Source organism: Salipiger sp. 1_MG-2023 (assembly GCF_030547555.1).
Taxonomy (GTDB): domain Bacteria; phylum Pseudomonadota; class Alphaproteobacteria; order Rhodobacterales; family Rhodobacteraceae; genus Salipiger.
The window spans coordinates 14,365-31,306 of the sequence record NZ_JAUOQN010000035.1; the positions used below are offsets into that span (position 1 = coordinate 14,365).

Consider the following 16,942-nt stretch of genomic DNA (forward strand, 5'->3'; position numbering starts at 1 on the left):
CTGCAGAAAACCTGCAACACTTCCGAGCTGTTGCTTTTTTCCGCATAGTCTTGGCGCGGTGGGCCATGCGCCGCTTGCGTCATGCGCGATAACGCAAAAGGCACATGCCCGGAAAGGTTGCGCCCGGTTCGGGGCGCAACGCCACTGGCGTGCCGTCCGACACCGGCAGCGGTCGGCCCGGCACGGGGGTCACATCGTGGCCAGCGGACCACAGCCGCAGGCCGGGCACCGGGGTCAGGGTCGCGGGGTCGACCAGCGCTTCGATCCGGGCGCCTTTGGGCAGGCGCTGCGCGCTGCCGTCAGCGGGCAGCAGCGCCTGATGGCTTTCGATGCGGCAGGCCCCGCCCAGCAGCGCGCCGAGGTTGCAATCCCACAGGCCGCGGTCGCGCCGCGCCGTGCCGCGGCAGTCGCGAAAGATCATGTCGGGGATGCGCCGCGGCGCCTTGGAGCCATCGTAGATCACCACCTCGTCGGGGCCAGCGCCATGAAAGAAGCTGCAGCGGGTAAAGGCGATCAGCGCCTGATCCGACCCCTTCTGGCCGTGGTTGTCCACCCGCAGCTGCCCGGCGAATTGCGTATCCGACACCGACAGGATCGGCCCGCGCCCTTCGCCAAGGATCAGCTCGATCACCGGGGCGGCGGGGGTCATGCGGTAGGTCTGCGAGGACAGGTCAAGCCCGGAGATGTCGATGGTGCCAGATGGCCATTCCGAGCGCAGCAGCAGCGCCTGCTCGGTTTTCAGCTCGACCCGAAGGTTGCGGATGCTGCAGGCACAGACGCCGCGCGCGTGATTGTCGCCCAGCAGCTCGACCAGATAATTGGCGGCCTTGGGTGCATAGCCCGACACGTCGCAATCCGAGATATGCAGATGCCCGCCCTTGTGCAGCCGGGCAATGGTCACCCAGCCCCAGAGCTTGCAGTTGCGGAACCAGTAATTCAGATTCTGATCGGATGAGCGGCCCAGCAACAATGTGAACGGGTCGAGATAGACCGCGCTGTGCACCCGATCGAACAGGAATTCGGAATTGTTGTTGCCAGCGGCCCCGGTGTCAGGGTCGGGCACCATCTCGATGCCGATGCCCCAGCGGCCGCGAAAGGCGATGTCGATGAACTGGTGATCTTGCGAAATACCGCTGCCATAGCAGCGGGCAAACACCGCCCCCGGCACATCGGTGTAAAGCGTCAGCCGGGCAAGGCGCAGCCCCAGCACCGAATTGTTGTTCCAGAGCAAGGGTTCAGAGGCATCTTCGGGGTCATAGACCAGCACGGTCGATTGCTGTCCTGCACCGCTGATGCGCAGACCGTCGTGGCGGCCCGCCAGATCGCGGGCCAGCAGCGCGCCGGGGCGGGTGACCCGCATCATCCCCGGGGGCAGCACCAGTTCGGCATGGTTTGCCATGGCCCGGGCCACCGCCCGCGTCAGCGCCTCGGAGATATCCGGCGCGCTGGCCGGATCGGGCCCATCGCGGGCAGGCGACAGCGGCGCGATCCCCCACGAAGCCAAAAGAATGCGCCCGTCGGATGGCAGCACCCGCAGCTTCTGATTCAGCGCGTCTCCGGGCAGGGGCAGGTCGTGATCCGTCGCTTCGGGCGGCAGCAGCGCGTAGCGGCTGCCATCCATCAGCGCAAAGCAATCCCCCGGCGCCAAGCCCAGATCCGCCAGACTGGCCGCAAGATCGGGCGTCTGCCGCAGCTCGTTTGCGGTCTGCAGAGGCGAGGTGTCAGACAGCGCATCCCGGCTGGCCTGTTGCGCCGCGCCGCCATGGCCCAGCGGCAGCAGCGCGCCCCCCAGAAGCAGGTTGCGCCGCTTCACAGGTGTCGGTCCGCCGGCCGCGTGGGCCCATGGCGAGGGCGGGCACGGCTGGCGGCGCGGGGCTGGCGCGCCAGAACGATCCGCGACAGGCCCCACCACAGCCCCACCAGAAACAGCGCCGAGGCCGGGGCCGCGATCACCCCCAGCAGTGGCCCGCGTCCGATGATCGGCGCAAAGCCCGCAAGGATTACCGCCATCATGCTGATCACCGGGCGGCGCGCCTCGTCATAGCCATCGTCCAGCGCGCGGATCAGCCAGCCGAACAGCACCATGCCGCCGATCGCTCCGACATAGTGGAAATCGGCGAACAGCTCGCCCGGAACCGGCGCGCTGATGTTGAGGAAATTGAAGCCGGCGATTTCGGCGGCTTCCGAGCCGGTCGGCTCGTGCTTGCCGCCCCAGATCGAGCGCGGCACGAAGAACAGCAGCGCCGACAGCAGGCGGCTGCCCAGCGTCACGCCTTCCTGGCTGACCATTCCAAAAACGTTCACCATCGCCTGCACGCCATCGTAATCGCCATGCATCATGCCCTCGAGCGGCGAGGTGAACGACACGTTCAGATTGACGCTTTCGCTCCGGCGGTTATAGGCCTGCAAGGCCGGGAACAGGCCGAACATCAGCAGCGGCGCGGCGGCGAACAGCGCCGTCTTCCAGCGCAGGAACCAGCCTTTGGCGGTGCTCATCAGCACCGCAAGGATCGTGGCGATCAGCCAGAACCGGGGCAGGGCGGGTGGGAAATTGGCAATGCACAGCGTCAGGCAGGCCAGCACCATGGCGGCCAAGGTCCAGTTGTTGCGGATGCGCATCCGCAACAGCACATAGCCCGCGATCACCATAGAGGCGATGGCCATGCCGCGGGTCAGCGTGAAGACCAGCCCGTAGGTCGCGGTGCTGCCACCACTGGCGAGCAGCGCGATCCCGGTGGTGTGGCGGGTGCCGATGAAGGCGGCAATCCCATAGGTGGCGATCGCCATCAGCAGATAGGCAAAGGTCAGAAGGCAAACGACAAAGGTCGCCCGCGCGATGCGGTTTCGCTGCCCCTGCGGCACCTCGGTCAAAGGCCTTTCGATGGGGGTGGGCCGGCTGGCGACCCGGCAGAAATAGCCCAGAGCAAAGGCCAGCGTCGACAGCAGCACGATCACCGCCGCATCGGGGATGTATTCGCGCTGCACCGCGTTGTTGATCCAGTAGAACCTGTCGCTGCGTACCTGCATCAGCCCGGCAAGGATGAACCCGTAGGTGGCATAGAGCAGGTAGGCAAAGCTGGTCGCCGAAAGGCTGCGGGAAAACACCGCGTAGGTGAAGCAGGTCAGCGACACCAGAAAACTGATTGCAAGCAGCACCGAGGCGAAGGGATGCGCGTCTCCGGCATCGAAGACAATCACGAGGCCAAGACAATTCAGAAGATAAAAGGGGATCATCGGGGCTCGGATGTCTGGGGCGGAAAGGTCGCGTCGCACAGCCGAGACAGTCGGCGATGCGACTGCACCCTATCATGATTGACCGTGCATGCCAGTACGGGCCGGGCGCTGATGCCCATCCCACGTGCAAAACGGCGCATTGTGCGGCAGGGTGGCGAACATCACATGCGCAAGGCCTGCAAGGCCGCCTTGGCTGTAACGGCTTACCTGGCGTTTTGGTGACGCCCAAATTTTACGCCCGGACCGGGTTGGCGTCTGGAATGCCGCCTCATGTGTCCGTTATGTGCATGTGCCCGTTATGTGCCGGGCCCAGAGATCGAAGAGATGTTCGCCCCGGATCAGGTGCGATTCGCTTTGGACCCCGCCAGCGGCCCAACCGTCATGGCAGGGGAAGCGAAGACATCCCTCCATATTTCGCCGACGGTCTTGCCTGACGGGCCTTCGAGACGCTGCTCGATGAGCAAGGTTTCCGCGCCGTCTACAGCGCAAAGGAGCGCCGCAAGCTCTGGCTCTGAACGCATGGCCGATCAGGGCGGCGATATGTGGGGGCTTCGCCCTGCTCGGCCATGAAAAGCTTCTCCACCCTCGGTGAGACATTTCTGCTTTGCCCAGCCGAGGGCATCTCACCCTGGTTGCAGCACCAAAACATCCAATAATTTGCATTATGTTGTTTATTATTCACTGACTCGGCCATGCAATCCTAAGGCCGGTATTTGTCTGGCGAATACGCAGTATTAACCAGACGAATGCGAGATATTGATCAAGCGAATAACAGCAACTAGTATCCCAATTAAATAACCCATTTTTATATCTCGTTCTCAATATCTGTTTTTTAATAACGCCTTAAATATGACATCTTTTCGCCCCAAAAATTCCACAATTCAAAATCACCGTATGGTTGCGTTTGTGCGGTATCCTGTAATCCACGTAGAGTATGTAAACCGAGATGATAATCATCCCGGATACACAGGCTCCATTCATTTTTTCGTGGAATAATAGCGACTCAGGAAATCAAATATATCGGCAACGGAATACGCAAATGACGAGCACAACCGAAGCAGCTGAGGCTTCTTCAGGAACGAATAGCGATCAAAGCTATTACCTGTCGGATTTCGTAGATATATCCTCGCAAAGCATTGAAGATGTCCGCTTTGAAGACGATGTGCGCATCGTCACATCCCAGGCGGAATTCGATGCCGCCTACACGGCACTCGCTGCCGGGGCGGGCGGTGTCATCCTGCTGGACACTGCGGGCGGCCCTTATACGCTTTCCCATTACGACGTCCAAAACGCACAGATCGATGCGCCTGTCATGATCACCTCGCTGACCCCGGAAGATCCCGCGGTCGTGTCGTCGGTCTACATGCGCAACCACGAAAATTTCCACCTGTCGGACGTGAAGATCGAAGGCGACAGCGGCACGCTTATTACGGTCAAAGACACTGATAATTCAGGTATTTACGAAAGCGAGATCTCGTCCATCGCCGAAGGCTCCGCTGGCCTGAACGAAGAGGCTGGCGGCTACACGATCGGGGCGACCGGCGCCGATATCGTCGAGGTTGAGAACTTCAGCTTCATCGGCAACGAATTGCACAATCTCTTTCACGGTGCCACCTTCCGCGAAGTTGTCGGCCTGACCTACACCGACAACGAACTCTATGCCCTGCAGGGCGACGGGGTACGGCTGGGCGGGGTGCAGGATGCGCTGATCGCCGACAACTGGTTCCATGATTTCCTCGGATCGACCTACGAATACAATCATTCCGATTTTATTCAACTATGGGGCGCGAATATCTGGCTGAACAATGAAGATATCACCATTCAGTCAAATTTCTTCGACAATTCTACTGGTGCGGCATATCAGGTAATATTCGGCCAGAATGAGGATTACGAAGAGAACGGATATCTTTTCGAGAATATCGTGGTCGATAATAATGTGATCTGGGGAAGCGCCTATCATGGCATTTCCGTGTCAGATACATCGAATATGGTGGTGACCAACAATACGCTCATCTACATCGAAGATGCATATTACCTGAACGCGGACGGCTCTCAAACCACCCTGAAGAGCCCCGGCTGGATCGACATTGACGGAACCAACCCCGTGGTCGAGAAAAACGTCGGCCTGCGGATTCTGGATGATGGCGACAACATGACGTTGAGTCATGGCACCGATAGCGAGCTGGACCAGCTGAACCAGTACACCAACCTGACCGTCGGCGAGAGCGGTGATCTGCGCGACATCACGCTGCTGCCCGACAGCGCGCTGAACGGGGTCTACGGATCAAGCCTGTTGTGGTTCGATGAAACCCCGGACACGCTGATGGCGGTTGCGCGCGCGTCGGTCAGCGTGTCGGACCTGTCGGTCTATACGCTGGATGCGGGCCTGTCGCGCGGCCCGGACGGGTTGATCGACGCGAACACGACGGTCACCTGGACGCTGGATGACGGGCGCAGCTTCACCGGATCCCAGATCGAGGTGGATTTCGAGACCCCCGGCCTGCACAGCTACACGCTGACCGTCACCCAGCCCGACGGCAGCAGCGACACCATCACCCGCACCGTCGAAATCGAGGACCCGCTTCTGGTCGATCTGGAACTGGTCGACGGCGTGCTGACCAATGTCGCAACGGATGGGGTCACGCTGACGAATCTGTCCAGCGCCACGCTTGATGGCGACAGCCTGCGCATCGGCGAAGGCGCGATGGTCGAGATTGCCCGCACGGTGGGCGACATCTTCAACCTCAGCTCCTTTGACTTCTCGATGACGCTGGACATCGACGAGGGCTCATCGGGCACCCTGTTCATGATCTATCAATCGCTCGAGGCCACCGTAAAGTCGGATGGCTCGATCTCGTTCAAGTTCTCGAACGGAGACACATGGTTCAGCGTCAGTTCGGCCAGCGGGCTGCTGAATGACGGCCCGGTGGATCTCAGCTTTGTCTACGATGGCGCGATGCTGAGCCTTTACGCCGATGGCGTGGTCGTGGCCGAGACCGCGGCAAGCGGATCGACCCAGTCCGCGCAATACTGGGGGCTGACCTTTGGCAACCCCTGGAAGGCCAGCGTCGACGCCTCTCTGTCGAACATTTCGATCAAGTCCGAAGCCTCCAGCGCCGAGGAGATCAGCGCGGCAGCCACTGCCGAGGACAACACGGCCTCGGTCGTGGTCATAGAAACCCTGTTCGAGACCGATTTCTCGAGCGCGGATATCGCGGGCATGACCATATCCGAAGAGGATATCGTGACCATGCCAAGCGGCGAGACCGGCGTGATGGTCGCGGGCGGCGACGTCGAAGTGAACCGGGATACCGGGTATCTTTACGACACCGGCTCGTTCGACATCACCATCACGGCACAGCATTTCGACACCACCACCGAAGGCACGATCCTGTATCTGCACGAGACGCTGTCGCTTTCGGTCCGTTCCGACGGGCGGCTGCTCTTCAGCCTGACCACCGATGAGGGCACACAGATCGTCCGGACTCCGGGGATGCCGCTGGCCGACGGCGCTGCGCATGAAATCAGCATCGGCTATGATTCCGAAGCCGGTGTGATGCAGATCGCGGTGGATGGCGAGGTGGTCGCCCAAGTTGAACAGACCGGGCTGACCGCGGTCGCGCAATCCTGGGGCCTGACCATCGGCCACCCCTGGGCCGGGGACGAGCCGGATATGGGCATTACCTCGCTGGAGATCTCCGACGGCACGATCATCTCGGATCCAACCCCGACAGGATATGACGCGGACGCGCTGATCTTTCTTGATTTCAACGACACCGTGACCAACGAGGTGGCATCAGCCGCCATGCCCGAGGTCAGCACCGGCACCCTGACCTATGCCAGCGACGCAGACGACACATGGGCCGAATTCGATGGCAGCACGACGGTCAGCGTGTCGCGCTACGTCGAAGAGCTGCACTCCCGCGATACCTTCGAATTCGTGGTGAGCATCCGGGATGACGACAACAGCGACTGGGAAGCGGTCTTCGAGATCTACGACTCGATGGCGCTGAGCATCAATGATGACGATTTCTACTTCACGATGCAGCTGGGCGACGAGACGGTCTCGTTGCAGAGCAATTCCGATGTGCTGGCCGATGGCGACTTCCACGAGGTCAAACTGGGCTATGATTCCTCGCTTGGAAGTCTGGCGATGATGGTCGATGGCGTGGTTGTCGATGAGACCTACGCCACCGGGCTGACCACGGAAGAGCAATACTGGGGTCTGACCATCGGATCGGGCGTAGGCGACGGGCTGGATGCCGACATTACGCATTTCTCGATGAACGAGAGCGCGGACTGGCTGGCGGTCGCCTGAGGGGCGACCGTCAGGCGCGGTTCAGGTCCTCAGGTCCCGCTGCCCTTCGGCGGCGGGGCGCGGGTCGCGGATCACCGCGCTGATCTGGCTCTTGAAGCGGGCCAGAATCGACGTCATGTCCCAGCGCTCAACGGCCCGCGCCCGCGCCGCGGCGCCCAGCCGGGCCCGTTCCGGGGCGTCGTCCAACAGCGTTTCCAGCTCGCGCGCGAGGGCGGCGGCATCACCGGGCGGCACAAGCCGGCCACAGCCCTCGACCTCCTGCCCCAGCGCGGTGTCGGGATCGGCGGTGGCCAGCACCGGGCGGCCCGACGCCAGCATGTTGGTCAGCTTTGACGGCAGCACCAGATCCGCCGCCCCGGCGATCTGCGGCAGCAGATGCAGGTCGGCCATCCCCAGAAGATCGCTCAGCCGGTCGATCGGCTGCAACGGAAAGAACCGGATCATCGGCAGATCCTGCGCCTGTTCCTGCAGGACCTCGCGCATCGGCCCATCGCCGCAGACAGCGATGGTCAGGTCGGTGCGGTGGCGCAGGTGCCGGGCCATTTCGGGTAGGATCTCAAGCCCCTGCTTGTTGGCAAGATTGCCCGAATACAGCGCCACATGCGGCGTATCGATGCCCAACTCGGCCTTGAGCGGCGAGACCCCCTCGACCGGCTGCACCTTCGAGATATCCGACCAGTTGCGGAATTCGGTGATCCGCCATTCCGCAACACCCTTGCGGCGCAGACGCGACAGCATCGGCCCCGAGATCGAACTGACCCGGTCGAAACTGCCCAGCACCGCATGTTCGAATCGCTCTGCAAGGCGCCCGATCAGGCTTTTCTGATTCAGCAGGCCGGTGGCAAAGGCGGCCTCGACTTCGAAATCCTGAACATGCAGCCAGGTCGCGGCCCCGCTGAGCCGCGCCGCCGCCAGCACGCCGGGTGCCGAGATCAGCGACGGTGCCACCAGCAAGATCACATCGGGGCGGTGTACCAGCGCCTTCCACAGCAGCACCGGCAGGGCGCTGAGCGCAAAGCTGATGTGATGCAGGATGCGGCGCGACCCGCTCGGCTTGCTTGGCACGTAGATCGGACAATGCACCGCGCGGGTGCCCTCGGGGCCGCGACGCCGCGTCCACCACGGGCGGCGCCAGCCTTCATAGGTGCGCCAGGCCGGGTAATAGGGGCGCGCCGCGATGACATCCGTTTCGACCCCGTTGCGCGACAGATACTCGGCCATGCCCGAGGAATAGACCCCGATGGCAATCATTTCCGGCGCATAGTTGAGCGAGACGATCAGCACACGCTCCGCCTTGTTGTTTGCGCTGTCATCCCTCGAGGTCGTCATGAATATATTCTCCGATTACCTAATGCCAACCACACCAATACTGCTTTGGGATCAGGCATTTCTGTCCCGCGCGCACTTCCGCAGGTTTTTGCACCTTTAGGAAGATTACCACCGGAAAGCCAGAGAGCCCCGGCAGATTTGTACTTGTCCCGGCGCGGTGTTGGGCACACACAGGGCGCATGTCTATAATCAAGGCAAAACAGCAATATGACAGCTGCGGTTCAAACCGGACTTCCCCGGCCCCCGTGGCGTCTGGCCCCGCCCCAAGAGTATCCCACCTGCTATGACATCGGCCTTCCGGAACCGCCCCGCCCCCCCGGTTGCACCGGAACCCACGAGCGGTGCGCCTGTCGCGCTGACCGGCGCACCCGGCGCTGCGGCAGAGCTGACCGTCATCGTGGTCAGCTACAATACCCGTGACCTGACCCTTGCCTGCCTGCGCACGCTGTTTGCCACCACCCACAGCGCGCGCGCCCATGTGGTGGTGTTCGACAATGCCTCATCCGACGGTTCGGCCGACGCGGTGGCCGCGGCCTTTCCGCAGGTCGAGCTGATCGCCAGCGCCGAGAACCTCGGCTTTGCCCGCGCCAACAACGTGGTGGCACAGGCGGCGCGCACCGACTGGCTGCTGCTGCTCAACCCCGATACCGAAGTGCATGACGGCGCCATCGACGCGCTGCTGGCCTTTTCCAAGGCGCGCCCCGAGGCGGGCATCACCGGCGGGCGCACGGTGTTTCCCGATGGCAGCCTGAACATCGCCTCCTGCTGGATGCGCATCACGCCATGGTCAGCGTTCTGCATGGCCACCGGGCTGACGGCGGCGTTCCGGGGCAGCGCGGCGTTCAACCCCGAGGGCATGGGATCCTGGGCGCGCGACAATGTGCGCGAGGTCGACATCGTGGTCGGCTGCTTCCTGATGATCCGCAAATCGCTGTGGGACAAGCTGGGCGGGTTCGATCTGAAATATTTCATGTATGGCGAAGAGGCCGACCTGTGCCTGCGCGCCCGGGCACTGGGCTATCGCCCCGCGATCACCCCAGAGGCGCAGATCATGCATCTGGTGGGCGCGGCCTCGGGCAAGCGCGCCGACAAGCTGCGCATGGTGGCCAAGGCGCGCGCAACGCTGATCCGCGATCACTGGCCAGCGTGGCTTCAACCCTTCGGGCTGGCGATGATGTGGCTCTGGGCGGCGCTGCGGCGGGTGGCTTCGGGGCTGCGCGGCGGGGCTGCGGCCGAGAAATGGCGCAGCGTCTGGGCCACGCGGGCCGACTGGCTGGCCGGCTACGCAAAGCCCGACCCATGAGAGACGCCCCGATGATCGACAAAGACGCCCATGCCCAGCAAGACGCCCCCGCCCAGAAAGACGCCCACGCCCGGCAAGACGCCCCCGCCCACAAGCTGCGCCTGAGCCGCCCCCAGCGGCTGTGGCGGCTGCTGAAAGCCAGCCTTGATCCGCGCGCCTGGGCGCATCTGATCAAGATGGTGAATTTCTACAATTACACCCATGTTGCGCCGCTGCGGCAGATCCGGCTGGGGGCAAACCCGTCGATCAGCCCGACGGCGGCGTTTTCCTATCCCGAACGCATCCGCATCGGCGCGCGGGTGCGCATCGGCTTTCGCTGCGTGATCTGGGCCGGGCCGGGCAAGGGCCGGGTCATCCTTGGCGATGATGTGCTGCTGGGCCCCGAGGTGATGATCACCGCCTCGGGCTATCGCTACAATGACGGCGCGCCGATCACCGATCAGGCCAGCGACGAGGCCGATGTGGTGATCGGCAATGATGTCTGGCTTGGCACCCGCGTCACCGTGCTGCCCGGTGCGCGCATCGGGGATGGCGCCATCATCGGCGCCCATTCGGTGGTGCGCGGCGACATCCCGGCCATGGCCATCGCGGTGGGCAGCCCGGCGCGGGTGGTCTCGCAACGGCAGATCCAAGGCGCTTCTATCAAGGACGATCCACAATGAAACGACCCTCCTGGCCTCTGGTGATGGCTCTGGTGCTGTGTGCGGCGCTGGCCGGCACCGCTTATGGCACGCTGAGCGGCTGGACCCACAGCGCCTATATCAAGCTGCGCCGCGAAACCCGGCTGGCCCTTGGTCTGGAAAAATTCTGGATGCGCCTGCCCGGCCCCGGATCGACGGGCACGCGCAGCCCCGTGGCCTGCCCCGATCCCGCCACCACCCGCGTACTGGTGACCGGCGGGCAATCGAACGCCGCCAACACCAACACCAAAGCCGCCAGCCTGCCTGCAGATGCAGAGGTCTACGCTTGGTTCAACGGCGCCTGCTGGCGCGGCGAGGATCCGATGCCCGGAGCCACCGGCAAGGGCGGCAGCCTGTGGCCCTCGCTGGGGGCCGCGCTCACGCAGGATCTGGGCCAGCCGGTGCTGTTCATCAACGGCGCGGTCGGCGGCTCGCAGGTGGGCGACTGGCTGGACCGGCGCTCGGGCTATCTCGATGCGCTGCTGGAACGGATCTCGGCGGCGCAGGCACAGGGCTACGCGCCAGAGCTGATCCTGTGGCATCAGGGGGAAAGCGATGCGAATGTGATGCCCGATACCGCCGAAGGCCGCGCCGCCATGCGCGCGCAGCTGGACGCGCTGAGCGCGCAGCTGCTGGCGGCGGCACCGTCGGCGCAGCTTTATATGTTTCAGGCCTCGAAATGCATCGGCCCGCGCCGCGCCGAAGGGGTCGAGGCGATGCGCGCGGTGCAGCGCGCCGTGGCCGAGGCCAGCCCGCGGATCATCGCCGGGCTGAACACCGACGACTTCGGCAATGATTACCGCTGGGACACCTGCCATTTCAACAGCCTTGGGCGCAGCGCCGTGGTCGGGGCGCTCACCGCACCGCTTCTGGATCTGCTGCGCGCGCCGACGCTCTCTGGCGACGCTGGGTGAAAGCCCCTAGAATGATCTTTGCCCCTGTCGCCGACCCGGCCCGCGACCAGACCGAGGACTGTCCCGCCATGTCCAGCGCCATGTCCAGATCCGCCCTGCCCGGACATCGCCCCGCCTTCTGCCATCCGGGCCGCCGCCACGTGCTGGGCGGCCTTGCGGCGATCTGCGCCGCCCCGCTGTCCGCCGCCCCATCCGGTCCGGTGATCGACGTTGCCGATGCCGACGCGCTGCTGGAGGCCGCCCAGAGCGCCACGCCCGGCACCACGCTGCGCCTTGCGCCGGGCCGCTATGGCGCGTTCAAGCCGCGCGGCGCCAAGGGCAGCGCCGGGCAGCCGATCACGCTGGTCTCTGCCGACCCGGCAAGCCCGGCCCGGCTGGGCTATATGCTGATGGATGAGTGCGCCCATGTGGTTCTGGACGGGCTTGTCTTCGATTATCACTTCGATGCCGCGCACAAGATGACCTTTCGCCCGTTCACGCTGCGGTCCTGCGAGAACGTGACCCTCACGGGGTGCCTGTTCGATGGCGATACCATGCGCTCGGACCCGGCGGACACTGCCTATCATGGCTATGGCTGGGCGCTGGGGCTGAGCCTGACGAGCGCGCGCGGCATCACCTTGCGCGACAGCGAAATCCGCGGCTTTGGCCGTGGGCTGGTGGTCGCCGATTGCCACGATCTGACCATCACCGGCAATGACCTGCACGACATGCGACTGGACGGGATGAATTTTGCCCGCGTCTCGGACATGCTGCTGGAAAACAACCATATCCATGATTTCCGCCGCGCGCCCGAAGACAAGGGCCATCCGGACATGATCCAGTTCTGGACCCGCCGCACCACCGCCCCCACCGAGCGCGTGACGATCCGGCGCAACCTGCTCAATTCCGGGCTGGGGCCGCTGACGCAGTCGATCTTCATGCGCAACGAAGAGGTCGATACCGGCGCCGCCGGGCGCGAGATGTTCTACCGCGACCTGCTGATCGAAGAGAACGTGATCATCAACGCCCATCTGCACGGCATCACCGTGGGGGAAACGCTGGGGCTGACGATCCGCAACAACACCCTGATCCACAATGCGCGCTCGGACGGGGCGGCGGATAATCCCGATCTTTACACCCCGCGCATCACCGTCAAGGAACGCTCGGAACAGGTCCGGATCCTGCGCAACCTTGCCTATCTGGTGCCCGGGCCCCAGCTCGCCGCCGGCTGGGAGATCGCCGATAACGTACCCATTCAAGACCGCCGCATGGGCCTGTCCACCCATTACGACAAGCTGTTCGTGAACGCCCGGGGTGGCAATCCGCAGGATCTGGCGTCCTTCCGCTACCGGCAGGACGGCCCCTTGGCCGGGGCCGGGCTGGGCGCGAGCTGGCTGGACACAGCGGGATGACCTCATGGCCATGAGTGAAACGTCTCCCAGAGCCATGCAGCCCCTGCCCGCCCCCGCCGATGACAGCGCCAGCGCCGTCCCGGGCGCGCGCCTGAGCCGTGTCGCCGTGGCTTATCTGCTGTGCATCATGCTGCCGGTGTTCTTCAAGCTGGGGCCGCTGGGCATGGGCAACCTGCGGCTGCTGCTGATCGTGATCGTCGTGCCTCTGCTGGTGCGGCTGTATCTGGGGCATTTCGGCAAGCTCGTGCTGCCGGACCTGCTGTTCCCGCTCTTCATCCTGTGGACGATGCTGTCGCTGATCCGCAACAACCCGGAGATGGCGATCGAAAACACCGGCTCGACGGGGATCGAGTTTCTGGGAGGCTATCTGTGCGGGCGCGCCTATGTGCGCACGTCGGGCCAGTTCCTGCAACTGTGTCGCTGGCTGGCGCTGATCGTGTGCCTGCTGATGCCCGTCGCGTTTATCGAGGCCGCCACCGGCCGGCTGCTGCTGGGCGAGATACTGTCGAAACTGCCCGGCCTCGGGTCCGAGACACGGAACGTCGGCGGCACCCGGCTGGGGCTTGACCGGGTGCAGACGGTCTTTGCCCATCCGATCCATTTCGGCCTGTTCTGTTCGGTCGCCGTGTCGATGGTCTTTGTCGCGATGAAGGGCCAGATGGCCCCGCCGCTGCGCTTTCTGGTGGCGGCGCTGATGATCATCACCGGCTGTCTGGCCCTGTCCAGCGGCGCGCTGCTGGCGATGGCCCTGCTGATCGCTCTGGTGACCTGGGCGTGGATCTTTCAGCGCCTGAGCTGGAAATGGTGGCTGCTGCTGGGGATGATGGCACTGGCCTATGTGGCGATCGACCTGCTGTCGAACCGCTCGCCCATGCGGGTGTTCCTGAGCTATGCCACCATGTCGGCGCATACCGCCTACTGGCGCGCCATCATCTTCGAATGGGGCATGATCAACGTCTGGGAAAACCCGTTGCTGGGGCTGGGATTCAACGACTGGAAACGCCCGATCTACATGATCTCGGGCAGCATGGACAATTTCTGGCTGGTCATCGCCGTGCGCTACGGCATCCCGGCGTTCCTGTGTCTGGCCCTTGGCGTCTTCGTGCCGCTGCTGCGGATCATCTTCCGCGATTTCCGCGCCGACCCGAGTCTGGGGCAGCTGCGCCTGGCCTGGGTGCTGACCTTTGTCTGCCTCAGCTTCACCTTGTCGACCGTACATATCTGGGGAAACATCTTTTCCTTCGTCTTCTTCATGTTCGGGGCCGGGATGTGGATGGCCCGGACCGAGGTGCAGGTCCCAGGCTCTGATCAGGGCGCCGTTCCAGAGCCGGGCCCCGGGCAACCCGCCGATGACACCGCCGCCCCCCGCTCTGGCCAGACGCCGGGCACCCGCGACCGGCGTGCGCCGCCCCGCTACACGCGGTTTGCCCCCAATCATGCGACACAGCGCCGGAGACCGCCGGTTTAGACGGTTCTATCCCCTCTCATGCGGTTTTGCGGTGGAGCCCCCGCGCCGGGCCGATTAACACACGGACAAACATGACGGATCGGAACACGGATCACGGCATCGGGAAAATCGGGGGCCGCCACAGCATCGCCCCGCACATCGATTTGCACCCCCTTTGACCTGACCGTATTTCCTCAAGGACTTTGGAATGCCCCATCAGACCCACGCCCTGACCTTTGACGTGGCCATCGCCACTCGCAACCGTCCCGATGCACTGGCGCTGACGATCCCGCTGCTGCTGGGACAATCGCGGCGGCCCGAAAAGCTGATCGTCATCGACAGTTCGGACGATCACGCCCCGGTGGCGCAGGTGGTGGCAGAGACCACCGCCGGGCAGGACATCGAGGTGATCGTCGAGCATACCGAAAAGGGGCTGACCCGCCAACGCAACCGCGCCCTGAGCCACGTGAGCGCCGACGTGGTGTTCTTTCCCGACGATGACACGCTGTTCTTTCCCGGCACCAGCGCCGCCATCATGGACATCTACGAGCGCGACACCGAGCGTAAGGTCGCCGCGGTCAACCCGGCGGTGTCGCTGGTCCCGCCCGAGGGCGCGCTGGACGGCGCCGCCTATGCCATGTCGCAGGCCCATACCCGAGAGGCGCGCACCGTCGGCTGGCGCACCCGGCTGGGCCGGATGCTGCCCGACATCAACCCGCGCTTTGTCATCGGTCGCATTCTGGTGGATCGCGCCCCCGACCTGCCATGGATGGCAGAGCTGGACGCCACCCATGTGGAATGGATGACCGGCTTTCGCATGACCTTTCGCACCGAGGCGCTGCGCGCCGCCGGGTTCGAGCCGGTGTTCGGCGGCTATTCCCTGTTCGAGGATACCGACGCGTCCTGGGCGGTGACCGATTTCGGCTGCGTGCTGGGCACCCGCCGCGGGCAGGTCTATCACCACCGCTTTCCCTCGGGGCGCGCCGATCGCTACGGGCTGGGGGCGATGGGGCTGGCCAATCTTGCCTATCTAATGGCCAAGCACAGCGCCGATCGCGGCCTGACAGCGGCGCAGCGCCGCGAGGCCCTGCGCAAGACCCGCAGCTACGCCCGGCTGCGGATGCTTGCGGCCCGGATCCGGGCCATGCGCGGCGACAGCGGCGCCGCCGAGGATCTGCGCGGCATGAAGGCCGCCTGGTCCGCGATCAACCGGCTTTTCGCCGCGCCGCGCCCCGATCTCGCGCGCACCTATCTGGACATCAAGCACGAGATCGGAATCGACTGATGCACGTAGCAGCACAGGATATTGCGCCCGGCATGGACGCTCTTCACACCGACAGGACCTTGCTCATCAAGGCCAAGGGCGGGCTTGGCAACCGCATGCTTTCGGCGATCTGCGGGCTGCTGTTCGCAGACCTGACGGGCCGGCGCCCGGTGATCGACTGGCGCGACGGCAGCTACGCCCCAGAGGGCGAAAACGCCTATCCGCTGCTGTTCGACGCCCCCGCCGACATGGCCGCGCCCGATGCGTTCGACGACTGGCAGGGCGCCGTGTCGCCCGCCACATGGCAAGGCAGCCTTGATGTGCCCGCCGCCCGCATGGTGCATCGCCACGACCCCTCGGCCCATTCCAGCGCTCGGATCTACCGGCGGTTCTGCACCGACCTGTCGCGGCTGGACGCCCCCGAGGCGCTGGCGGTGTTCTGGTGCTACCTGCCGAAATTCGCCCGCCTCGCCCCGCATCTGCGGCGCGATCCGCGCTTTGCCGGGCGCACGCGCAACGCCATCATCGAAGACTACCTTGGCCGCTATTTCACCCCCAATGCCCGGGTGCGCGCCGCAGTTGAATCCGAGATCGCCGCCATGGGCCGGCCGCACCTTGGCGTGCATGTGCGCTACACCGACCGCAAGGTGCCGGTCCACCGCATCGAGGCCGCGCTGGACCGCAAGCTGAAGGATCAGCCGGATGCGGCGATCTTTCTGGCCACCGACAGCGCCGAGATCGAAAAACGCTTCGCCCAACGCTATGGCGAGCGGATGCACAGCACCGATAAATATCTGGCCGCCGATGGCGCGCGCCTGCACGAGATGTTCAGCGGCCCCGATGGCGTCACCAAACAGACCGAGGCGGAAAACGCGCTGATCGACATCCTGCTGCTGTCGCGCTCTGCCCATCTGGTGTGCTCGCGCCATTCCACCTTTGCCGAAACCGCGATCCTGTACGGCGCCATGAGCGGGCGCAACATGGGCCGGGTGACCGACATCGACCGCCTGAACGCCAAGGTCGTGGTCAAGCGCATCGTGCAGGATTACCTGTGAGGCCCGT

Annotated in this window: 11 protein-coding genes; 8 read left to right on the forward strand and 3 right to left on the reverse strand. The window is 64.3% G+C overall.

What is annotated here, in order from left to right; all coding sequences use genetic code 11:
• Nucleotides 1-79: 79 nt before the first annotated feature.
• Together Q4543_RS15835 and Q4543_RS15840 are read right to left on the reverse strand one after the other, a co-directional pair.
• Entirely contained in the window at nt 80-1,813 is a 1,734-nt protein-coding gene (locus tag Q4543_RS15835; RefSeq protein WP_303439693.1) for a hypothetical protein, read from the reverse strand.
• A complete protein-coding gene (locus Q4543_RS15840; protein ID WP_303439695.1) occupies nt 1,810-3,234 on the reverse strand; it encodes a hypothetical protein in 1,425 nt (474 codons plus the stop codon). Before Q4543_RS15840 ends, Q4543_RS15835 begins: the two co-directional genes overlap by 4 nt.
• Nucleotides 3,235-4,273: 1,039 nt before the next feature.
• Between Q4543_RS15840 and Q4543_RS15845 the strand changes: the two genes are divergently transcribed.
• Complete coding sequence (locus tag Q4543_RS15845; RefSeq protein WP_303439697.1) at nt 4,274-7,552, forward strand: LamG domain-containing protein; 3,279 nt, start codon at nt 4,274-4,276, stop codon at nt 7,550-7,552.
• A gap of 21 nt (nt 7,553-7,573) precedes the next feature.
• Here the strand turns inward: Q4543_RS15845 and Q4543_RS15850 are convergent, their stop codons facing one another.
• Entirely contained in the window at nt 7,574-8,881 is a 1,308-nt protein-coding gene (locus tag Q4543_RS15850) for a WcaI family glycosyltransferase (protein WP_303439699.1), read from the reverse strand.
• Between the two features lie 283 nt (nt 8,882-9,164).
• Between Q4543_RS15850 and Q4543_RS15855 the strand changes: the two genes are divergently transcribed.
• The 7 genes from Q4543_RS15855 to Q4543_RS15885 all read left to right on the forward strand — a co-directional run bounded on the left by Q4543_RS15855 (nt 9,165) and on the right by Q4543_RS15885 (nt 16,935).
• Nucleotides 9,165-10,184, forward strand: coding sequence for a glycosyltransferase family 2 protein (locus Q4543_RS15855; RefSeq protein WP_303439701.1), 1,020 nt, complete (start codon nt 9,165-9,167; stop codon nt 10,182-10,184).
• A gap of 11 nt (nt 10,185-10,195) precedes the next feature.
• A complete protein-coding gene (locus Q4543_RS15860) occupies nt 10,196-10,846 on the forward strand; it encodes a DapH/DapD/GlmU-related protein (RefSeq protein ID WP_303439703.1) in 651 nt (216 codons plus the stop codon).
• Entirely contained in the window at nt 10,843-11,778 is a 936-nt protein-coding gene (locus tag Q4543_RS15865) for a sialate O-acetylesterase (RefSeq protein ID WP_303439706.1), read from the forward strand. The genes Q4543_RS15860 and Q4543_RS15865 overlap by 4 nt, the downstream gene beginning before the upstream one ends.
• An 11-nt stretch (nt 11,779-11,789) precedes the next feature.
• On the forward strand, nt 11,790-13,169 hold the full coding sequence (locus tag Q4543_RS15870; RefSeq protein WP_303439708.1) for a right-handed parallel beta-helix repeat-containing protein: 1,380 nt from the start codon (nt 11,790-11,792) through the stop codon (nt 13,167-13,169).
• A gap of 10 nt (nt 13,170-13,179) precedes the next feature.
• Nucleotides 13,180-14,637: an O-antigen ligase gene (locus Q4543_RS15875; protein ID WP_303439711.1), complete on the forward strand. Its 1,458-nt coding sequence runs from the start codon at nt 13,180-13,182 to the stop codon at nt 14,635-14,637.
• A gap of 187 nt (nt 14,638-14,824) precedes the next feature.
• Nucleotides 14,825-15,901: a glycosyltransferase family 2 protein gene (locus tag Q4543_RS15880; protein ID WP_303439712.1), complete on the forward strand. Its 1,077-nt coding sequence runs from the start codon at nt 14,825-14,827 to the stop codon at nt 15,899-15,901.
• Between the two features lie 32 nt (nt 15,902-15,933).
• Entirely contained in the window at nt 15,934-16,935 is a 1,002-nt protein-coding gene (locus tag Q4543_RS15885) for a hypothetical protein (RefSeq protein WP_303439714.1), read from the forward strand.
• The last annotated feature ends 7 nt before the right edge of the window (nt 16,936-16,942 follow it).